We start from the raw sequence: 20,969 nt of genomic DNA, 5'->3' as shown, positions 1-20,969 counted from the left end.
ACCTTTCAGTAAGAGGCAGAGGCCAAGCTTGCGCGCAAACCGGCGAGGTCTGTCTACCTAGCCGCTGCACAGGAAACAAGCCTTGAGCCATGCGCACGCTTTTGCGGTTCGGCTGCGCCAAACCATCACATTGGTATGGCTGTCTCAACGTGGGTATCAGTTCGGCTGGGTGCCGGTCTGTCTGGCCATGGGAATCGGCGGGTATTTTCTTCTGAAATTTGAACCTGGGGTGACGCATTACGTCGTACTGGGAATGGGAGCAGGCGGTTTTCTTGTTGTCGGTCGCTGGTTGGCTCCTGAGGTCCGTCCGGCACTCTGGGCTTTGTCACTTGTGGCTCTTGGCGGAGTCCTGGCCGGGGTGCGGGCGCATATGCTAGCCGAGCCGGTTCTGGGGTGGCGATACTACGGTCCGGTGCAAGGGCGACTTGTGGCGCTGGATCGTTCGGCCTCTGATGCTTTGCGCCTGACATTGGACCAGGTGGTCCTGACCGGCATTCCGATGGATGAGATACCGGCGCGCGTGCGTGTGGCGTTGCATGGGGATCCTCCGATTGTGCCACTGACGCCTGGAACGACTCTGATCATGACAGCGCATCTGTCCCCTCCCGGAGGCCCGGTTGAGCCCGGCGGGTTCGACTTCCAACGCCACGCCTGGTTTCAGCAACTGGGAGCCGTCGGATACACCCGCACACCTGTTCTGCGCCTGAGGCCGCCGGGGCAGGGGCAATGGATCACCCGCATGCGCATGGCCTTATCAGCTCGGGTGCAATCCAAACTGGAGGGCGAGGCCGGGGCATTTGCTGCGGCCATCATGACAGGGGATCGCTCTGCCATGGGTCAGGAGACACTTACCGCTTTGCGGGTGTCCAATCTGGCCCATCTCTTAGCGATCTCCGGGTTACATATGGGGTTGCTGACCGGCTTTGTCTTCGGAGCGCTCAGATTGGGCTTTGCTGCGATACCGTCGCTGAATGTCCGCTGGCCAACTCGCAAACTTGCGGCCATAGGCGCGTTTTTTGCAGCCGCCGGGTATTTCGCACTCTCGGGGGGAAACGTCTCGACCGAACGGGCCTTTGTGATGGTCACGGTTATGTTGATCGCGGTGCTGGCGGACAGGCGTGTGTTGAGCCTGCGCTCGGTGGCGGTTGCAGCGATCATTGTGCTGGTTCTGCGCCCCGAGGCGTTGTTGGGACCCGGTTTCCAAATGTCCTTTGCGGCGACAACCGCCTTGATCGCAGTGTTTAACGGTTTGAGAGGCCGGGATATTTCCCTTGGCCCCCGCTGGCTGCGCCCGGCGGTCGCAGTGATGATTTCCTCGGCTGTGGCGGGACTGGCCACGGCGCCCATTGCGGCGGCGCATTTCAACCAGATCGCGCATTATGGTTTGATCGCCAACCTTCTCTCAGTGCCGTTGATGGGCGTGATCGTTATCCCAATGGCGGTGCTCGCTGGTCTGCTGATGCCATTGGGCCTCGAAGGGCCTGCGCTTGGTATCATGGGGCTAGCGCTCGATTGGATCCTGAGCGTTGCGCACACAACGTCCGGCTGGGAGGGCGCAAGAGGGATGGTGCCGTCTCCGGGCAAGGCGGTCCTGCCGCTCATCGCGCTTGGTGCGCTCTTTGCGCTCTTGTGGAAAGGGCGGTTGCGGATGTTGGGCGTCGTGCCTGTCGTCCTGGGTTTCACGCTATGGGCCGGTACACCCAGACCGGATGTGCTCATCGCGGAAACCGGCGGGCTTGTGGGCATTATGACGGATCAGGGTCGCGCGCTGTCTAAACCTCGCGGCGCGGGCTTTGTTGCGCTCAACTGGCTTGAGAATGATGGCAATCCAAGCTCTCAGGACGCGGCCAACGCGCTTTGGACGGAAGACATAACTCGCGCTTGGAACATCACCCACCTGCGCGGTAAGAAAGCTGCTGAAAGCTTTGACAGTTGCAGGCGGGAGGATTGGGTGATCCTGTCCACTGTGCCGCGTGACCTGAACCTGCCATGTCAGGTCATTCATCCCAAAACGCTAAGGGCAAGCGGTGCGCTTGCCCTCTACAGAACTTCAACCGGAATCAAAGTTGTTTCCGCGCGCGATGTCACCGGCACACGGCTCTGGCATGTTCAATAGCTGCGGATCAAGCCGACCAGCTTGCCCTGGACCTTAACTTTGTCATCCGGCAGAACACGCGTTTCATAGGCCGGGTTCGCGGCCTCGAGCGCGATGGCATTGCCTCGGCGGTAGAACTTTTTCAACGTTGCTTCCTGATCCTCAACCAGAGCCACAACGATGTCGCCATTGTCGGCCGAGTTGGTTTCGCGAATGATCACCACGTCGCCGTCATTGATGCCGGCATCAATCATCGAGTCGCCCTTGACCTCAAGCGCGTAATGCTCGCCCGGGCCGCTGATCATATCGCCGGGCACGGCCACATTTCGGCTGGCATGGGCAATGGCCTCAATCGGAACACCGGCCGCAATCCGGCCCATCAAAGGCAGTTCCATCACCTGTGCGGCGTCAACCGGTTGGGCATTTGCGGGTTGCGGCGTGTCGGGCTTGTCGCCCTCGATCACACGCGGGGTAAAGCCCGGTGCGCTGTCGCCGATCATATTGTCGGGCAGTTTGACAATCTCAAGCGCCCGCGCCCGATGGGCGAGACGACGGATAAATCCACGTTCTTCCAGTGCGGTGATCAACCGGTGAATGCCGGACTTGGACCGCAGATCAAGCGCATCTTTCATTTCGTCAAAACTGGGCGGCACACCGTCGCGCTGCACCCGTTTATGAATGAACTCCAACAAATCGAGCTGCTTCTTTGTCAGCATGAAACCATTCCTCCAAGGCTCGTTGGTTTCTCTTTGTTCTATTCATGTTCATGTTTTGTGTCAACAGGCCTGTGGATAAGTGGCGTGGCAAGACCTGAACGCTACTCGGTTAAAGTGCGATGTATTCGACCTGATCGCCTTTTTGACGAGGCGGATCTTCGGCTGGACGGACCAAGAGCACATCTGCATGGGCCAGCAGGCTAAGCAGACTGCTGTCTTGCCGTCCTTCTGGTACGATTTCCCCATCGTCCAAAGCTGCGCGCATGTAGTGCTCACGCGGGCCACCCTTCAGCATATCACAGCCTAGCCGCGCCGTCTGTCTCGGGGCAGGGCAGGCAGGCAAACCAAGCATGACTCGGATCATCGGGGCCATGAATACATGACCACACACCATGGCTGAGACCGGATTGCCCGGAAGGCCCAGCATCGCCGCATCGCCCATTTGCCCGGCCATCAGCGGCTTGCCAGGGCGCATCGCCACCTTGTAAAACGCCTGCTGCATTCCAAGGTCCTGCGCGACATCGCCCACCAGATCATGATCGCCCACCGATGCTCCGCCAATGGTCACCACCAGATCGGCCCCTTCGGCCAGTTCAAAGGCCATTTCCAAAGAGGATCGTGTGTCCCTTGCGATGGGAAGAACACGGGGTTCCGCGCCAAGCTGATCCAGTAGCGCCTTGAGGCCAAAGGTGTTGGACGCGATGATCTGATCCGGCGACGGGGTTTCGCCGGGCATCACCAGCTCATCCCCGGTGGAAATCAACGCGACGCGCGGTTTGCGCGTCACCTCGACTTGCGCGATATTCATTGAGGCCAGCAGGGCGACATCCGAGGGGCTAAGCCGTCTTGGCGCATCCAGACTGTCGCCGATTTTGAAATCGCTGCCTGCCGGACGGATATGGGTTTTGGCGTCGAGTTTGGAGCCTAGTGTGATCTGATCTCCGTTGCGGGTCACGTCTTCTTGTATGACAACCCGCGATGCCCCCTTAGGCACCGGGGCGCCGGTGAAAATGCGCACGGTCTGACCTGGGCCAATACTTCCGCCAAACCGATGCCCGGCTGCAGCTTCGCCAATGACCGTCAGGGATGCTCCGGGGTCTGCGTCTTCATCCCGTACAGCATAGCCATCCATGGCCGAGCCATCGAAAGGTGGCTGGTCACGCCGCGCCACGGCCGGTTTGACCAGCACGCGTCCACCGGCCTGCGCCAAGGGCACAGTCTCGGGTTCAAGAGGAGAGACCAGCGCAAAGAGATGGTCCAAAGCTTCGGAGACGGTGATCATCTGGCCTCAAATCGTCCCGATTTGCCGCCATCCTTGAGCAACACCCGAATGCCGCCGATGTCCATCTCTTTGTCCACGGCCTTGACCATGTCATAGACGGTCAGCGCAGCAGTGCTCACGGCGGTCAATGCCTCCATCTCGACGCCGGTTTGCCCGGTCGTTTTGACCGTTGCCTCTATTCGCACGCCGGGCAGGTCGGGATCGAGTGTCAGTTCAACCGCAACCTTGGTGATGGGCAAGGGATGGCAAAGCGGGATGAGTTCGGGTGTTTTCTTGGCCCCCATGATCCCCGCCAGCCGCGCCACGGATAGAACATCGCCCTTCTTGGCGCGGCCTTCTGCAATGATATCAAAAGTTTGCGCGGCCATTTTCACATGACCTTCGGCTACGGCGATGCGGTCCGTGACGGCCTTGTCCGAGACATCGACCATATGGGCGTCGCCCTTGCCGTCGAAATGCGTGAGATCCGCCATCAAAGCCCCCTTGGGGCCGGAGCGGCGGACAGAATACGGCGCGTGGCGGTGGTCACATCGTCCTGTCGCATGAGAGATTCACCAATCAAGAAGGCGCGCGCGCCGTAGCGCGCCAGATCGGCCAGGTCTTCTGGCTCAAAGAGCCCGCTTTCCGTGACGATCATGCGATCCTCTGGCACGAGTTTGGACAATCGCTTGGTGACATCCAGTGAGGTTTCGAACGTGTTGAGGTCGCGGTTGTTGATGCCAATCATTGTGGAGGTGAGACGCGCCGCGCGCTCCAGCTCTTCCTCGTTGTGGACTTCCAAAAGCGCATCCATGCCCCATTCAGTCGCCGCGGCCTCAAGCTCTGCCGCCTGACCATCATCGACCGAGGCCATGATGATCAGGATGCAATCCGCGCCCCAGGCGCGCGCCTCAGCAACCTGATAGGTGTCATACATGAAATCCTTGCGCAGAACGGGCAGGGCGCAGGCCTCTCTTGCGGCGACAAGAAATTCAGGCGCGCCTTGAAAGCTGGGTGTGTCGGTCAAGACAGACAAACAGGCCGCACCACCGTCCTCATAGGCCTTGGCCAAGGCGGGCGGATCAAAATCCTCTCGGATCAAGCCTTTGGATGGGCTGGCTTTTTTGATCTCGGCGATCAGGCCAAAGCCGGTCTTGCTGGCTTGCAACAGGGCATCAGTGAAAGGGCGCACGGCCGGCGCGGATTGCGCCTCAGCTGTAACCTCTTCCAAAGACTTGGCAGCCTTGGCGGCGGCGATTTCCTCAAGCTTGTAAGCTTTGATCTTTTCAAGAATGGATGGCGTGCTCATGCGGCCTCCGATGTGATTTTAGCCAGCGTCTCAACGCATGTCTTGGCTGCACCACTGTCAATGCTCTCACGGGCGAGATCGACGCCTGATTTGAGGTCCGTTGCTTTGCCCGCAATGACCAATGCCGCCGCCGCGTTCATCGAAACAGCGTCGCGATACGCGCCAGTCGCACCCTCAAGCAGTGCGCGGAGCGCCTTGCCATTGTCTTCGGGCGTGCCGCCAAGAATGGCTTCGAACGGATGCACTGGCAGGCCAAAATCCTCGGGATGCACCTCTAGATCCTCAACGCCGCCATCTTCGTTCAAAGCGGCCACCCAGCTTGAGCCTGCGATGCTCAGCTCGTCCGTGCCATCGCCGCCATGCACCAGCCAGGCGCGTTCTGATCCAAGCCGACCCAGAGTTTCCGCCATAGGCCGGATCAAACTCCGGCTAAAAGCGCCCGTGAGTTGGCGTTTAGCACCTGCCGGGTTGGTCAAGGGGCCCAAAATATTAAAAATCGTGCGCGTGCCAAGCTCGGCGCGCACCGGGCCAACATGGGCCATGGCCGGGTGATGCATCGGGGCCATCATGAAGGCGATACCGGCACTTTCCAGAGCCTTTTCAACCACATCCGCGCCGACCATCACGTTGATGCCCATCTGGGTCAGCGCATCGGCTGCGCCTGATTTTGAACTCAGATTGCGATTGCCATGCTTGGCCACGGGCACACCAGCGCCCGCCACCACAAAGGCGGTTGCGGTCGAGATGTTCAGAGTCCCCTTACCGTCGCCCCCGGTGCCGACGATGTCCATCGCCCCCTTGGGCGCTGTCACCTTGTTACACTTCGCACGCATCACAGCCGCGGCGGCGGCGTATTCATCTACCGTCTCGCCCCGCGTGCGCAGCGCCATCAAAAGGCCGCCCATCTGCGCCGGAGTGGCCTCACCTTCAAAGAGGACGCTGAACGCCGCTTCCGCTTCGTCGCGGGTGAGCGCTCGGTCCGCCGCTGCGCCAATCAGAGGTTTCAGCGTGTCGCTCATGCGGGCACCTGCATGGTCTCAAGAAAGTTCTTCAAAAGCGCATGGCCATGTTCCGAGGCAATAGATTCAGGGTGAAACTGCACACCATGAATAGGCAACTCTTTGTGCCGTACACCCATGATTGTGCCATCCTCAAGCTCGGCATTGATTTCCAGGCAATCAGGACAGCTGTCGCGCTCAACCACAAGCGAATGATAGCGTGTCGCCTCAAATGGTGAGGGCAATCCTGCAAAAACACCGGTGCCGTTGTGGCGCATTTGACCCATCTTGCCATGCACGATCTCAGCGTGACGTATGACATTTCCGCCAAAGACCTGACCGATGGTCTGATGCCCGAGGCACACACCCAAAAGCGGTGTGCGGGTTTCCGCCGCTGCCTGCGTCAGCGCAAGGCAAATTCCGGCGCGATCCGGATCACAGGGTCCGGGTGAGAGCAGAATCCCTTCTGGTTTCAGCGCCATAGCTTCTTGCACATCAATGGCATCATTGCGCCGGACCACCACGTTGGCGCCCAACTCGCCCACGTAATGCACAAGGTTATAGGTAAAACTGTCATAGTTATCGATCAGCAGAAGCATCGGTTTTGGCCAATTCGGATTGGGGCTGGAGGCCCGGGTATCAGTCGCGGTATACTTGTTCAGGCTTGCGCGAGAGCGTCAAGAGGCGCAAGATACAGAAAAAGCAAATACGAGGGCAATAGCAGTGCTTCGTGGATTATTGGGAGGTCTCATCTCCGGGACGGCCGTATCGGGCGTCTGTTTGGCTGTGGCATCCGTCATTGTTGGCGGTGGCAACACCGGAACCGATGCGGCGCGAAATGCAGACCATAAGACAGAGGAGTCAGCCGCTGCACCGCAGACCGCTGAGGTCGAGGTGCCGGCTGGATCGGAATTCAATCAAGGTTTGAGCGACGAGGCGGTGTCTTTGCCGGAACCTGAGCCATCTGCGCCTAAAGAACCCGTAGGGCAGGCAGATGCGCCAGAGCCAGGCAGTCTTGCCGCTCTGTCGGAGTCCGACCTGGGATCGGCCAACGCTCCAGAAGTCGGCCAGATCGACAGCAGCCTGGAAACACCCGAAGTGCCAACCGAAGAAGGTGGTGTGGCTCTGGGAGGCGATGAACCTGTCGTCGCCATCGAACAGGGCGACGCTCCGGATGCGCCGCAAGACGACGACACCGTCAGCGTGTCCACCGAACCTGCGCAACCTTTGACACCTGAGCCGGTGGAAGCAGAAACCGGACTAGAACTGGCGCAGGCGGAGGCTGAGGTCGAAACTGAGGCAGAAGCAGAAGTAGAGACGGCTGCGCAATCATCGAATACTGTTGCCGAAGAAGCGGACGTTGAAAGCGCCTCTGAAAGCGTTGTTGTGGTTGAAGAGCCTGCTGAGACTGAAGAGGCGGCAACAGAAGCCGAAGTTCAGCAAGATCCAGTTGCCGATACGTCTGACGTGGCAGAAGACACACCAACCACCGCCACTGAAAAAACTGGCCTTGCGCAGATCTCAGAAGAAATCGAACAAACCCCGACACCGGAACCGGCGCAGCCTGAGGTCAGCGAAGAGACGGCTCAGGCAGATGTTGCTCCGGAAGAGGACCGGGTTCTGGACCTCGCACAGGCGGAATCCGCCACAGAGGAAGCGTCCTCAAGCGTGATTGGCAACATCGCTGATGGTATCACAACGGACCGTTTGCCGCGCGTCGGCGACCCGGTTGAAACCGAAGAGGCGGCCTTGGAGCCGCCCGAGGACGAAGCGGTGCCAGAGCTTGGAACAGAGGATCTGAGGCCAATTGACCGGTTTGCCGTTGAGTTCGAAAATAAAGGAGACAAGCCGTTGATGGCCATTGTCCTGATGGATGATGGCAACAGCCTTGTCGGACCCGAAGCCTTCACTGATTTTCCTTACCCGATCAGCTTTGCGGTGAATGTGACCTCTCCCAAGGCTAAGGAGATTGCGCAGAAATACCGCGATGCGGGACAAGAAGTTCTTGCCATGACGAACCTGCCGGAAAATGCCGCAGCCCAGGATGTTGAAGTGGCCATGGGCGTCTATCTTGAGGCCGTGCCCGAAGCTGTGGGCATCATGGAAGGGCTGGACACCGGGTTGCAGTCCAACCGCGAGGCCGCGGCGCAACTGGCACCCATTCTGCTCGCCTCGGGGCACGGGCTGGTCATGTGGCCCAACGGTCTGAACACAGCCCAGAAACTTGCCGCCCGCGAAGGCGTGCCTTCGGCGACCGTGTTCCGCGATTTTGATGGCAACGGGCAGGGGGCAACGGTTATCCGCCGGTTCCTTGATCAGGCCGCGTTCCGGGCAGGCCAGGAAGAGGGCGGCGTCATCATGGTCGGCCGCCTGCGCCCCGATACAATCAGCGCGCTACTCTTGTGGGGCCTGCAGGACAGGGCGTCCTCGGTGGCCTTGGCGCCAGTGTCGGCGGTGCTGAAAGCGTCGCAGGAGTAGAGACGCAGGGTCGTCTCTTGGTAACCAAGTTGCGGTCTAGAATATTAGTGTATGGATGTGTGCTTTGCGAGACGAAACGCTCTTTCGCAGCAACGGCTTTCCACCTGGAAGAAAAAAATGCCAGTGGAGATGAATGCACCGGAGGAGTGGTAGGGCGGTTAAACCAGATTGAGCGCGTACGCGTAAACACCCGATGTCAAAAAGACCAATGCGGACGTGCAATGCGATAGCTTCGTCGACAATTCATCAAGCTTCGGTGGTTTTTTCTTCGGCTTCATTGTCCACTCTGACCATTTGTTATGGCCATCTTTTATGTCCACGTCTTCCCAATAACCCATAGCAGCCTCTCTCGGCGCCCCCGCCAAGTTGGACTTAAAAACCACGAAAATGTGTCAAATGTAGGGCGGCAGAGGGGAGTGTTGAAACTTAAAACTGTGACACCATTTTCGGGGGGTGCAGATGACAACGCTATTCGCTGAAGTTCGCTCAGTATGGCGTTGATGTAGATTGCTACTCACCCGAAAACAAAGTATGCCTTATTTTTCTCGCCATAGGTGAGGGATTTAGCCTCGTTGCGGCAATCATTTTTTGAAAAGGTTTCGGCAATGAGTTCTACAGATAAGCAGTCTCTTCCGTCCAGGACTGAATCAAGAGCAGACCGTACAGACCGCGCTGCACGTGAAATCATACAGGACGAACAAGAAGCACGCGAATCCAAGATCCGACGCTTGCGGGCGGCAAGACTAAAGCGCGACAAGAAGTAAACCGGCATACGATAGCCGGCAGGTCAACGAGCCGAGTTCTGGCGGCCGCCCTGTCGACAGTTTCGCCAATGAACTCGCCCGCGTCGCGTCAAGCCTGACAGCCCCATCAAGCTGGCGATTGATCAATGCATGCGCATCACTACAGGGTTTTGCCGGTTCTTTTCCAAAACATTTCCTTACAAAACCATAGTTTCGCCGAAGTTGGTCCACACAAGCGACGCATGGACAGTCAAATGCACATGCCAAATCCGGATCGGCCTGAGTTTCTCAGAACATGGGGGTTTTGGGCTGTTTTGACGGGCGCAATGGCCCTTCTGTTGGTCTTTGCGCAGATCGTTGGGCCCACGTTCGAGACCAAACCGTCAATAGGCACGCAAATCGGCGAAATAGCGGGCGATATCAAAAGGTCTGCCTGGCGCAGTTTGATAGGCTTGCCGCAGCCGGAACCGGAAGCGGTTTCTCCGCCAATCTGGAGCTATGTCGCACTGGCCGCACCCATTTTCGGTATTGTCGCGATTGTCCTTTCAGTCGTCTCCGGGGTGCTGCGCGAGAACTGGCACTATTCAGTCTACGGGACAGGCCTTGGCGTGGCCGCGATTGTCTTCCATTTCTTCTGGTGGATGGCGTTGTTGGTGGCTGGCGTTATTTTGCTTGTAACGATCATCGAAAACATCGGCGATATTTTCAGTTTCTGAGTCGCTCAAGGCGGATGAAGGGCTGTTCTCCTGATTGCACTTTTGCCGGATTAGAGACAATCTTGTGAATATGCTTGTATTGAAGCCAGTTTTCCTAGTGAAATTCGGTAGTTTTCGCCTTCGGCCACAGCTTCAACATAATTGCCACATTTCTGCCATAATCTCGTACGATTCCAGTCTCATTCTGTTTTGTACTGGGAGTTGTGGGGATGAGTTACTGGGACGATGCCGACGTAATTGACAAGCATCAAAAGTGGTCGCAATGGACCATGAAGCCGAAGAAAGAGCCGGTGAAAACGACAACTTACGCGGCAGGGGTTGTACTTGCGATGTCGGCGGGTTTTGTGGTGGCGCTGATCTTTGCATGAGTGCATTGCGCGCAGTGAGAAGACAGTCGGTACACTAGACTGGTCCGGCGTTCTTAGAACGCCTCGCACCATTGACCCGGCTTTAGCCCTTGAACTGTCCACTCCCCAATCCGCCACCGGATCAGTCTGAGCGTGGGATGTCCCACATGCGCCGTCATGCGGCGCACTTGCCGGTTGCGCCCCTCGGATAGGGTGATTTCCAACCAACTGTCCGGCACAGATTTGCGGTAGCGGATGGGCGGGTCGCGCTCCCAGATATCTGGCGCCTCAATCTGTCGAACTTTGGCGCGTCGTGTCGGGCCATCCTTGAGTGTAACGCCATCGCACAAGGCCTGTATCGTCGCGTCATCCGGTAGGCCTTCGACTTGAGCGAGATAAGTTTTTTCCGTTTTGAAACGCGGATTTGAAAGTCGCGCTTGAAGTCGTCCATTATCGGTCAGAACCAAGAGCCCCTCGCTGTCGCGATCCAGACGCCCAGCGGCGTATACTCCGGGGACGTCAATGTAATCCGAAAGGGTTTCGCGAGCACTGCCCTCGGTGCCTTTATCGGTAAATTGCGAGAGGACACCGTAGGGTTTGTTGAAGAGCAGAACGCGGGTCACGGGATCGCCCGATCAGCCATTGTCATCCCGGTCAAACCGTGCAGCATCCGCTGCGGCGCGCCGAATGGCGTTGGATTTATGCACGGTTTCCATGAATTCGGCCTCTGGATCGCTGTCATAAACCACGCCGCCTCCGGCCTGGATGTAGAGCTTTTGATCCTTCACCACCGCCGTGCGCAGCGCGATGCACACATCCATATCGCCACCGGCGCTGAAATATCCAACGCCGCCTCCATAGACGCCGCGCTTTTCCGGCTCTAGTTCATCAATGATCTCCATCGCCCGCACTTTGGGTGCACCCGAAACCGTACCTGCCGGAAGCCCGGCCAGAAGGGCCGAGAGCGCGTCATGTTCCTCGCTCAAGTCCCCCACGACGTTTGAGACGATATGCATCACGTGGCTGTAACGCTCGATGATGAACTCTTCAGTGGGACGCACCGTGCCGATCTTGGCTACACGGCCCACATCGTTGCGCCCCAAATCCAGTAGCATGAGGTGCTCCGCCAGTTCCTTGGGATCGGCCAGCAAATCTGCCTCGTGTGCTCTGTCTTCATCTGGTGTCGCGCCACGTGGACGCGTACCCGCAATAGGGCGGATCGTAACCTCGCCATCCATCACACGCACAAGGATTTCCGGACTGGCCCCCACCACCTGAAACCCGCCGAAATTGAAGTAGAACATGAAGGGGGATGGGTTGGTCCGCCGCAGGCTGCGGTAAAGCGTAAAGGGCGGTCGGGTGAAGTTTTGCGTCCAACGCTGGCTTGGCACCACCTGAAAGATGTCACCTGCGCGGATATATTCCTTGGCCGTCTCGACAGCGGCCTTGTACCCATCACGCGTGAAATTCGACTGCGGCTCTTCCGCGTCATCCGCTTCGCCCAGATCGCGCGCTTGCTGGGGCAGGGCGCGCTCCATATCGCGCACGGCATCCATCACACGCTCAGCCGCCTGCGCATAGGCCGCGCGCGCGCTTTGCCCTTCGCTCACCCAAGCAGGCGAAACCACTGTGACGTCGCCTTTGACCCCATCCAGAACAGCGATCACCGAGGGCCGCTGAAGCATCGCATCGGGCAACCCAAGGGGATCGGGGTTCACGTTCGGCAGATGCTCGACCAAGCGGATCATGTCATAGCCGAGATATCCAAAAAGCCCGGCACTGGCGGCGGGCAGGTCATCGGGCAGATCGATCCGGCTTTCCGCAATCAGATCGCGCAGGCGGTCCAGCGGATCGCCCTCAAGCTCGGTGAACGCGTCGGCGTCATATCGTGCCTGTCGGTTGATGCGGCTGGCGGTGCCATGACATTGCCAGACAAGATCGGGCTTCATGCCAATGATCGAGTAGCGCCCGCGCACCTCGCCGCCGGTCACCGACTCCAGCATAAACGCGTCCCGCGCCGCGCCGGTGAGCTTGAGCATCAGTGACACGGGCGTATCAAGATCCGCCGCGAGCTTGGTATAGACGACCTGGTTCTGGCCCGCCTCATAGCCCTTTGCGAAGGCCTCGAATGATGGGATCAGGTCCAAACCGGGTGTCCGTTACTGAAAGTTCAGATGCACGGCATTGATCGCCGCATCGTCAATCTCAATCCCGGCGCGTCCACGGATGTCTGCGGCCAGAATTTGCAGGTAATCGCGCGACAAGGTTCCTGCAGCCTCATTGCGAAGCTGTTCAATCACCTGAGCCAGATCTGTGTCCTCCTCATCGGGGGTCTCGATGCGATCGAGCTTGAGCACAAAGACACGCCCCGGCCCACGGATCAGCGCGACTTCGCCCGGCTTCATGGAAAACACCCGGTCAATGAAATCGGCAGGGGCGTTGTCAACAAAGCCCCGACGCGTCAGCTCTTGTGTCCCGGTTACAGGAAGATCAACGCCTTCGAAGGTTTTGCCGCTTTGCATCTGCTCGATGAGTGGCGTGACCTTTTCGACCAGAAGCTCAACGTATGTTTCGTTCACCCACCCTTCCACGACGGCCTCGCGAACCTCGTCGAGCGGGGCCAGTTCGGGTGGGATCACCTCATCCAGCCGCATGGCAAAGATGCTGCCATCGTCAAGCTGCATAACTTCGGGAAAATCGTTTTCCGTCAGCGACGCCGCAGCTTCGCGGAATGCCTCATATGCGGCGATATCGTCTGAGACTGTGGGGTTCCAATCGATCAGACCCACTTGCATGTCGGTTTCAGTTCCCAGATCCTCAACGGTCGCACCACCGGCCAGAAGGTCGTCAACACTGTCGACCTGAGCTTCGACAACGCGGCGGGCACGGTCTGCGCCGACACTTTCTCGCAGCTGAGGCAGGGCGTCTTCGAAAGTCGTTTCCTGCGCCTCAAGAATAGCATTGATGCGAAACAATGCAGGTCCCAAGTCGGTGTCAACCGGACCGATGACATTGCCTGTCAACCCGGCGAAAACGGAATCGGCATTTGCTCCCAGGTCACTGGCCGTCACGACCCCTAAATCGGTATCCGATAGCTGCAGGCCGCGCTCTGCGACGAGGTCAGAAAAAGTCGTTGTACCGATGGCAAGACGCTCGGCCGCAGCGGCCGCGTCTTCCTGCGACGGATAGACAAGACGGTCGACCATGCGACGCTCTGGTTGTTTGAATTGGTCAATTTGAGCGTCGTACGCATCCCTTAGCGATTGCTCGTCAATTTCAACCGTGTCGACAATCATCTCCGGCGTGAGCCAGGCATAGGTGATGCGTTTGGTTTCCGGACGGGTGAAGAGGGCCGCGTTTTCCTGATGATAGGCTTCCAGATCAGCGTCCGTTGGCTGTGGTAGGCCGACCTCCACATCGTTGCGGGTTTGCAAGCTCCAGGTGATGGCACGACGTTCGCCCAAGTAGCTGGCAAGCGCATCACCATAGGCGTCCGGCAGGGTGACGCCCGCCAAAACCGCCGCCTGCAGAAAGCTGCGCGAGGTCTCGCGGCGCATATTTTCCTCAAAGTCACGCTCTGACAGACCAACCTGTTCGAGCGAGAAACGGTACGCTTCGCGATTGAACTCTCCGTCTCCGCCGCGAAATTGAGGCATCGCCAGGATTTGTTCGCCGATCACGTCGTCTCCCACCGACACGCCGCTTGCGATCATCTCATGATCAAACGCGGCTCGACTGATGAGCTGGGACAAAACGCGCTCGGGGATGCCTTCTGTGCTGGCCTGAATAAAGCTGACAGGCTCTCCACGGCTGGCTTGCAAGGCGTTGATCTCTTGCTGCAACCCGCGAAAATACTCATCCACCCGAATATCCGCTTCGCCAACCTTACCGACGCTGCGCAATGTGCCCGACAGGCTGGTAACGCCAAAGCCGCCAAGCCCCAGAATGAGCAGGCCCATGAGAATCCAGACCAGTGGTTTGGTGATGCTTTTCGATGCCATGCTCTTCCTCGCGAATGACGGTTATGCGTCAGATTGACCGTGTATCTATTCGGTCTCTCAGGCTTGGGCAATAGGCCAGCGCAGGGCGGCTAGCCGATCGAAGAGAAGGCCGACCTCGGTGCGGTTTACATTGGCGAACGCAATGCGGAATTGGCGCACGCCATCTGGGTTGCCTTCGGGCTGAAACATCGTGCCGGGCAGGGCGAGCACACCGGCCTCTTGCACCAGTTTCGGCGCAAGGTCCTTGGAAGAGCCTTCAAACGGGTGCTGCATATAGGCAAAATATGCTCCGCACCCCATGAGGGTCCATCCGGCCTCTGCCAGTTTGGGCATATTGTCCTCAATAGCGGCGCGCCGGTCGAGGATTTCGTCGCGCTCCCCGGCCAGCCATTGAGAGAGGTTCTGCATCCCCCATAGCGCCGCAATTTGCCCCAGTTGGTTGGGGCAGATCGTGACCGTGTCGAGGAATTTTTCCACCTCAGCCAAGAGCGTTGTGCTGGCGACCATCGCGCCGACGCGGTGGCCCGTCAGGCGATAGGCCTTGGAAAACGAATAAAGCTGAATCAGCGTCTGGTCCCAATCGGGTTCCTGGAAAAGCGCGTGTGGGGCGCCGGTGCGCGCATCAAAGTCGCGGTAGGTCTCATCGACAATCAACGCAATACCATGCTCCTGCGCCAGCTTGATAAAGGCCATGACAAGATCAGCTGGGTATTCCACCCCACCGGGATTGTTGGGTGTGACCAGAACAATGGCGCGCGTGCGGTCGGTGATCAGGGCCTTGGCCTCATCCGGGTCGGGCAACAAAGCGGCATCAGTGGGCAGTGGAACGGCACCAACCCCGGCCATATCGAGCCACATTTTATGATTAAAATACCATGGGGTTGGAAGAATAACTTCATCCCCTTCAGAGCACAGAGCCGTGATCGCCGCGCTGAAGGCCTGATTGCAGCCCGACGTGATCGCAACTTGATCGGGTAACACATCCGCGCCGTATGCGCCACGCCATTGGCTGGCCACCTCGGCGCGAAGATCGGGGCGACCGAGTACTGGGCCATAAAGATGCGCCTCTGGCGTATGGAGCGCCGCCTCGGCGATCACCTGCCGCAGGGCCTCAGGGGGCGGGTCGACCGGTGCAGCCTGACTGACATTGATAAGCGGCCTGTCCTGGGTGAACTGCACGCCGTCAAGCCAGCGCCGCGCCTCCATCACAGGGGGTGAAAAGGTTGTTTGCGTGCGAGAAAGATGGCTCATATCTCAGGCCCCCCGATAGGGTTCGACATATTGCAGGGCCATATCCCATGGAAAGAAAATCCAGGTGTCCTGGCTCACTTCGGTGATGAATGTATGCACCAGCTCACGTCCTTTAGGTTTGGCATAGACCGTCGCCACATGCGCAGCAGGTAAAAGTTTGCGGACCAGCTCCAGGGTGCGACCGGTATCGACCAGATCATCAATAATGAGAACGCCGTCGCCTTCGCCCATCAAATCCATATCAGGAGATTTCAGAATGATCGCCTCGCTTTGGGTTTGATGGTCGTAAGATTTGACGCTGATCGTGTCGACGGCGCGCACGTCCAATTCGCGCGCGATAATCATTGCCGGGGCCATGCCGCCCCGCGTGATTGCCACAATGGCACGCCAGCCATCTTCCGGCGCTTCGCCCTGCAAACGCCACGCCAGCGCGCGGGCGTCGCGATGCAACTGATCCCAGCTGACGTGAAAACCTTTTTCATGGGGCAGGCGGTCGGTCATGGCAGCCGTCCTTTTGAGTTATCGATTGAATAATAGTCGTAAGCCGAGCGCGCCGAGCACCAAGGCAGCGATACGATCAAAGATTGGTTTCAGCCGCAGGTAGCCCGCACGTGCAGGGGGTGAGGCCAGTGCGGCGGCCATAAGGGCATAGACGACAAGTTCGACGCAGAAATGATTGAGAACGATCAAACCTTTCTCAGCCAGACTTAATCCTTCGGGGAAGATCACGATCAGGACTGAGGCGGCGAAGAGCACCGACTTGGGGTTTGCCAGATTGACCAGAACCCCGCCCCAGAATGCCTTGGCCCCCGGCTGCGCAGCTTCAGAAAGCGGTTCCTTGGCGCTCTTCCAGATCGACCAGGCGAGGTACATCAGATAGAGCGCGCCGCCGATCTTAAGAGCCGTGTAGATGAACGGGAAAAGCCGGAAGATCACATCAAGGCCCAAGAGCGCGGCACCGGTCCAGGCCGCCGCAACTAACCCAAGACCGGCCCCGGTCGCAACGCCTGTCCAGAATCCGCCAGACACGGCCTGTTTGATCGCAAAAAGAAAGGCCGGTCCCGGCGCGGCCATGGCGGCCAGCAGGGTCAAGTTGAAGGCGATCAGATGCGCAAGTGTCACTGCAAGGCTCCTTTGTCGCGCCGCAAAAGAAGTGCAGAGACGATCTTTGTCTCTACCCCCTCAATTTCCAGCGTAACCACTTGAGCGCCTGCCATCAATTCTGGTGCCAGAAGTATCAGTTCTACCTCGTTTTTAGCGACTTCAACACTGTCGTTTGCGGGTTTGTTGGCCGAGATTTGTGGAACAAAGCGAATGTCGCAGTCTTTGTGCGGCGCCTTTTCTTCTGGTGTGGCGAAGTCTGAAGCGGCGGCAAACGCGCTTAGATGATCTGGCTTGGCCAGCATCGCCAACCCGCCGGGCTCTTGAATCATAGCGTCCAAAGATTGATTTTTGATCACCATCTGCCCGGCTCCAGAGGGCGTGAATTGAAACGTGATATCTTCGACATGTCCGCGTGGCCCGTGTTCTTTAACACCAGCCACATGGACCCGTGATGCCACAACCTCTGACATCCATGTCCCAGAGATATGCTTGCTCAGTGTTTCCGGGTCAGCACCGCACAGTTCTTGCGCGCGTAGCGGCATTGCAGCCATGACGAGCAAGAGTGTTGCGAGTCGCATTGGGAGCCGCAATCCTTACGTTTTGTCGATGTCAGGCGCATCCACTGCCTTCATGCCGACCACGTGATAGCCCGCGTCCACATGCAGGTTCTCACCTGTGACACCGCTGCCCAAGTCAGAGAGCAGGTAGAGCGCTGATTTGCCCACATCTTCTGTGGATACGTTGCGCCGCAGGGGAGAGTTCAGCTCATTCCATTTCAGGATGTAGCGGAAATCGCCAATGCCGGAGGCTGCCAGCGTTTTGATCGGCCCTGCGCTGATGGCATTGACGCGAATCCCGTCCTTGCCCAGATCTTCGGCCAGATATTTGACGGACGCTTCAAGAGCGGCTTTGGCCACACCCATCACATTGTAATGCGGCATGACCTGCTCTGCGCCATAATAGGTCAGCGTCAACATCGCGCCACCATTGTTCATCATCTTCTCTGCGCGCTGTGCCACGGCCGTAAAGGAATAGACCGAGATGTCCATGGTCATCATGAAATTGTCGCGGCTTGTGTCGACATAGCGGCCGCGCAGCTCATTCTTGTCGGAAAACCCGATGGCATGAACGATGAAGTCCAGATTGTCCCAGCGGTTTTGCAAACTTGCGAAGAGGTCGTCGATCGACGCCGGGTCGCTGACGTCACACGGCAGAACAATATCAGAGCCGAGTTGCTGTGCTAAAGGGGCCACGCGTTTTTTCAGCGCATCGCCTTGATAGGAAAAAGCTAATTCCGCGCCCTGTTCGGCGCATGCCTTGGCAATGCCCCATGCGATGGACTTGTCATTGGCCAGGCCCATAATCAGCCCGCGTTTGCCTGCCATCAAAGAGTTCGACATATCCTGTCCCCGGCCCGTGTTTTTAGTGTATAGTTGCTTTAGGCGATCAAACCCGCAGCATCAAGAGCCAGACGATGTACCTCGTTTGGACAGGTTGACACTCCTGCGGGTTTGCAACGTCAGATAGGCGGGACGGTTTCGGTTAAAGAGTCAGGGATCAAGGGACACTCACATGAGCGAGAGAGACGGAAAATTCGCCGGAGATGATCCGTTTGCAATTGCACGTGCATGGTTGTCCGAAGCGGAGGCAAGCGAGGTCAATGATCCCAATGCCATGGCACTTGCCACCGTGAATGAAACGGGATTGCCCAATGTGCGCATGGTGCTTTTGAAGGATATCACAGACGATGCGTTCTGGTTCTACACCAACTACGGAAGTGCCAAGGGGCGAGAAATAGAAGCCAGCGGCAAGGCTGCCGTGGTGCTGCACTGGAAATCCCTGCGGCGTCAGATCAGGGTGCGCGGTGCGGTGACCCGGGAAGATGGGCCGGAGGCAGATGAATACTACGCATCGCGGTCTCTCAAGAGCCGTTTGGGGGCCTGGGCGTCGCGGCAATCCGAACCGCTTTCGTCGCGCGCGCATCTTATGGCAGAGGTGGCCAAGGTTACCGCGGCAAAGGGTCCAAACCCGGATCGCCCACCTTTTTGGGGCGGATTCAAGATTGCACCGGTGGAAATTGAATTTTGGGCAGATGGCGCATTTCGTCTGCATGACCGCTTTGTGTGGCGTCGTGAGTCGGATGCGGATTCTTGGAATGTTGAGAGGCTTAATCCATGACGTTGACGTTACGCCAAATGCAACACGCTGAGAGAAAAGGAAATTTAGGCGCGAAATACACTTTCGCCGCTTTCGAAAGTAGACTAGGTTTTAGGCCTCGATTTTGGGTGGGACCACAGCGGTGACGGACGACACTCCAGCAACACGCACAGTTCATGGCCGGGTCAAATGGTTTGATCCCGTCAAAGGCTTTGGCTTTGTTCTAGCCGACGAAGGCGGACCGGACATATTGCTTCATGCCAATGTGCTTCGAAATTTTGGTCAAAGCTCGGTTGCGGATCGCGCGGGCGTTGTGCTGGAGGTTCAGAAAACCGACCGCGGTGAGCAGGCCGTCGAAGTTCTTGAGATCGAGCCTCCCGAGGATATTGAGACATCTGGCCTGGCCGATCTTGATGATATCGACCCTGAAGTCATTCGGTCGGCGCCGCTGGAGCCTGCGCGGGTGAAGTGGTTTGATAAAGGCAAAGGCTTTGGGTTTGCCAATACCTTCGGTCGTGACGAGGACGTGTTCGTACATGTCGAAGTGCTGCGCCGTTCAGGACTGGCGGATCTGCAACCAGGTGAAGCGCTTGCAATCCGCGTGATCGAAGGTAAGCGTGGTCGTATGGCCACGGAGGTTTGCGGATGGGAAACCGCGGTAAAGCAGTCAAAAGACTCCTAACATCAATACTGCTGTTTTTAGCACCCGCTTCGGCATTAGCAGAGGCGTGCCGCGAAGATCTTGTGCAACTCCGCGGGGATTGGGGGCAGGCGCAGTTTACCGTTGAAGTGGCCGACGATCCCTCCGAGCGCGGCCAGGGATTGATGCATAGAACCTCGTTGCCCCCAAGTTCAGGGATGCTGTTTGTCTATGAAAGACCTGATGAGGTCAGTTTCTGGATGCGTAACACGCTCATTCCTCTGGACATGATTTTTGTCGACGATACCGGTGTCGTACAGCATGTGCACCACGAGGCTGTTCCGCTAAGTGAAGAAAGCATTTTTGGCGGGGATATGATCCAATATGTGCTTGAGGTGAACGGCGGTTTGGCGCGCGCATTTGGAATCACTCAGGGCACAGAATTGCGGCACCCCGCTATAGTTAACGCAAAGGCGAAATGGCCCTGCGGGTCGTGATGTCGCACAATTTTTTCCATTCCGTGTTCACTGGGCCTTTTCAAACCGAATAAACCTCGCTAGAGGGAGGCACGGTCCGGGGCGTGGCGCAGTCTGGTAGCGCACCTGTTTTGGGTACAGGGGGTCGTAGGTTCGAATCCTGCCGCCCCGACCATCTCTCTCAAGAATGCGATTCTGAATGCTTTTCCTGTGGCTTGGTTGCCGCGGCGCACAGCATACTGAGCTTCGTCGAGAACTCGGCAAAAAAACACCGGTGTTGATAACTGGTCGGTCCTTGCGCATGGCATAAGGTGATGTGTTGCGTGCGTTGGCGGCGATAAACTAGCGTGGCTAAAGCGCTTTTCATGGTCGGGTGCAGAGTCGCATTTGCTGTCATCACGGGCTCGTGAATCAGTTGTTGTAAAAAACCGACCTGTGGAAAATCTCAGTCAATATGAAATTTTTGTAAATTGGCCAAAAAAATGCGTTGACCTGGTATGGTCACATACGTCACTTTGTGTGAGCAGGTCGACAAGCCACAAGATATAGTGGTGCGGGGCTAGGCAGGGACAGACACCCATCTATACCTTCGGATAACCCGGGGACGAGAGGTTGTATTCGTATTTACGCGGCAGCCGACCGGGGCGTGTTGTTCTTGTTTTCCACCGACAGGCACG

At 57.8% G+C, this 20,969-nt stretch carries 21 protein-coding genes and 1 tRNA gene; 8 read left to right on the top strand and 14 right to left on the bottom strand.

Annotated elements, in window-relative coordinates; all coding sequences use genetic code 11:
- Positions 1–82: 82 nt before the first annotated feature.
- Positions 83–2,116, top strand: a complete 2,034-nt coding sequence (locus RZ517_RS11230; protein ID WP_338548326.1) for a ComEC/Rec2 family competence protein — start codon at positions 83–85, stop codon at positions 2,114–2,116.
- Here RZ517_RS11230 and lexA read toward each other — a convergent pair.
- From lexA to RZ517_RS11200, 6 genes are all read right to left on the bottom strand, one after another.
- Complete coding sequence (gene lexA, locus RZ517_RS11225; protein WP_317054878.1) at positions 2,110–2,811, bottom strand: transcriptional repressor LexA; 702 nt, start codon at positions 2,809–2,811, stop codon at positions 2,110–2,112. The two genes, RZ517_RS11230 and lexA, sit on opposite strands and share 7 nt — an antisense overlap.
- Before the next feature lie 109 nt (positions 2,812–2,920).
- Positions 2,921–4,093 (bottom strand): gephyrin-like molybdotransferase Glp, encoded by a 1,173-nt coding sequence (gene glp / locus RZ517_RS11220; RefSeq protein ID WP_338548324.1) that lies wholly within the window; start codon positions 4,091–4,093, stop codon positions 2,921–2,923.
- Complete coding sequence (moaC, locus tag RZ517_RS11215) at positions 4,090–4,566, bottom strand: cyclic pyranopterin monophosphate synthase MoaC (RefSeq protein WP_338548322.1); 477 nt, start codon at positions 4,564–4,566, stop codon at positions 4,090–4,092. Before moaC ends, glp begins: the two co-directional genes overlap by 4 nt.
- A complete protein-coding gene (trpC, locus tag RZ517_RS11210; protein ID WP_338548321.1) occupies positions 4,566–5,381 on the bottom strand; it encodes an indole-3-glycerol phosphate synthase TrpC in 816 nt (271 codons plus the stop codon). Before trpC ends, moaC begins: the two co-directional genes overlap by 1 nt.
- The gene (gene trpD, locus RZ517_RS11205) at positions 5,378–6,400 is read right to left on the bottom strand and encodes an anthranilate phosphoribosyltransferase (protein WP_338548320.1); all 1,023 of its coding nucleotides are present in this window, start codon (positions 6,398–6,400) and stop codon (positions 5,378–5,380) included. Before trpD ends, trpC begins: the two co-directional genes overlap by 4 nt.
- Positions 6,397–6,978, bottom strand: coding sequence for an anthranilate synthase component II (locus RZ517_RS11200; RefSeq protein ID WP_338548319.1), 582 nt, complete (start codon positions 6,976–6,978; stop codon positions 6,397–6,399). Before RZ517_RS11200 ends, trpD begins: the two co-directional genes overlap by 4 nt.
- Before the next feature lie 124 nt (positions 6,979–7,102).
- Between RZ517_RS11200 and RZ517_RS11195 the strand changes: the two genes are divergently transcribed.
- The 3 genes from RZ517_RS11195 to RZ517_RS11185 all read left to right on the top strand — a co-directional run bounded on the left by RZ517_RS11195 (position 7,103) and on the right by RZ517_RS11185 (position 10,684).
- A complete protein-coding gene (locus RZ517_RS11195; RefSeq protein WP_338548318.1) occupies positions 7,103–8,857 on the top strand; it encodes a divergent polysaccharide deacetylase family protein in 1,755 nt (584 codons plus the stop codon).
- A 997-nt stretch (positions 8,858–9,854) separates the two neighbouring features.
- Positions 9,855–10,316 carry a hypothetical protein gene (locus RZ517_RS11190; RefSeq protein ID WP_338548317.1) on the top strand — a complete coding sequence of 154 codons (462 nt, stop codon included), beginning with the start codon at positions 9,855–9,857 and terminating at the stop codon, positions 10,314–10,316.
- 209 nt (positions 10,317–10,525) lie between these two features.
- On the top strand, positions 10,526–10,684 hold the full coding sequence (locus RZ517_RS11185) for a hypothetical protein (protein ID WP_338548316.1): 159 nt from the start codon (positions 10,526–10,528) through the stop codon (positions 10,682–10,684).
- 53 nt (positions 10,685–10,737) lie between these two features.
- Here the strand turns inward: RZ517_RS11185 and RZ517_RS11180 are convergent, their stop codons facing one another.
- Genes RZ517_RS11180 through fabI form a run of 8 tightly spaced genes read right to left on the bottom strand, consistent with a single transcriptional unit; the run spans position 10,738 to position 18,419 of the window.
- Positions 10,738–11,286 carry a pseudouridine synthase gene (locus RZ517_RS11180; RefSeq protein WP_338548315.1) on the bottom strand — a complete coding sequence of 183 codons (549 nt, stop codon included), beginning with the start codon at positions 11,284–11,286 and terminating at the stop codon, positions 10,738–10,740.
- 12 nt (positions 11,287–11,298) lie between these two features.
- Entirely contained in the window at positions 11,299–12,810 is a 1,512-nt protein-coding gene (trpE, locus tag RZ517_RS11175; RefSeq protein WP_338548314.1) for an anthranilate synthase component I, read from the bottom strand.
- Between the two features lie 12 nt (positions 12,811–12,822).
- The gene (locus tag RZ517_RS11170) at positions 12,823–14,664 is read right to left on the bottom strand and encodes a peptidyl-prolyl cis-trans isomerase (protein ID WP_338548313.1); all 1,842 of its coding nucleotides are present in this window, start codon (positions 14,662–14,664) and stop codon (positions 12,823–12,825) included.
- A gap of 57 nt (positions 14,665–14,721) precedes the next feature.
- Positions 14,722–15,915, bottom strand: coding sequence for an aminotransferase (locus tag RZ517_RS11165; RefSeq protein WP_338548312.1), 1,194 nt, complete (start codon positions 15,913–15,915; stop codon positions 14,722–14,724).
- 3 nt (positions 15,916–15,918) lie between these two features.
- On the bottom strand, positions 15,919–16,416 hold the full coding sequence (gene gpt, locus RZ517_RS11160; RefSeq protein WP_338548311.1) for a xanthine phosphoribosyltransferase: 498 nt from the start codon (positions 16,414–16,416) through the stop codon (positions 15,919–15,921).
- An 18-nt stretch (positions 16,417–16,434) separates the two neighbouring features.
- Entirely contained in the window at positions 16,435–17,037 is a 603-nt protein-coding gene (locus tag RZ517_RS11155) for a LysE family translocator (RefSeq protein WP_338548310.1), read from the bottom strand.
- Positions 17,034–17,597 carry a hypothetical protein gene (locus tag RZ517_RS11150; protein ID WP_338548309.1) on the bottom strand — a complete coding sequence of 188 codons (564 nt, stop codon included), beginning with the start codon at positions 17,595–17,597 and terminating at the stop codon, positions 17,034–17,036. The genes RZ517_RS11155 and RZ517_RS11150 overlap by 4 nt, the downstream gene beginning before the upstream one ends.
- Before the next feature lie 15 nt (positions 17,598–17,612).
- Positions 17,613–18,419, bottom strand: coding sequence for an enoyl-ACP reductase FabI (fabI, locus tag RZ517_RS11145; protein WP_338548308.1), 807 nt, complete (start codon positions 18,417–18,419; stop codon positions 17,613–17,615).
- 172 nt (positions 18,420–18,591) lie between these two features.
- On the opposite strand from fabI, the gene pdxH reads away from it, so the two are divergent.
- The 4 genes from pdxH to RZ517_RS11125 all read left to right on the top strand — a co-directional run bounded on the left by pdxH (position 18,592) and on the right by RZ517_RS11125 (position 20,467).
- Positions 18,592–19,197: a pyridoxamine 5'-phosphate oxidase gene (gene pdxH, locus RZ517_RS11140; RefSeq protein ID WP_338548307.1), complete on the top strand. Its 606-nt coding sequence runs from the start codon at positions 18,592–18,594 to the stop codon at positions 19,195–19,197.
- Between the two features lie 121 nt (positions 19,198–19,318).
- Entirely contained in the window at positions 19,319–19,858 is a 540-nt protein-coding gene (locus RZ517_RS11135; RefSeq protein ID WP_338548306.1) for a cold-shock protein, read from the top strand.
- Positions 19,859–19,920: 62 nt separating this feature from the next.
- Positions 19,921–20,313, top strand: a complete 393-nt coding sequence (locus RZ517_RS11130) for a DUF192 domain-containing protein (RefSeq protein WP_422395536.1) — start codon at positions 19,921–19,923, stop codon at positions 20,311–20,313.
- A 77-nt stretch (positions 20,314–20,390) separates the two neighbouring features.
- A tRNA-Pro gene (locus RZ517_RS11125) sits at positions 20,391–20,467 on the top strand.
- Positions 20,468–20,969: the final 502 nt, after the last annotated feature.

Origin of the sequence: Roseovarius sp. S88 (genome assembly GCF_037023735.1) — a bacterium.
Taxonomy (GTDB): domain Bacteria; phylum Pseudomonadota; class Alphaproteobacteria; order Rhodobacterales; family Rhodobacteraceae; genus Roseovarius; species Roseovarius phycicola.
The sequence above is the reverse complement of the archived record's forward strand: the minus strand, read 5'-3'. Positions and strand labels throughout refer to the sequence as shown.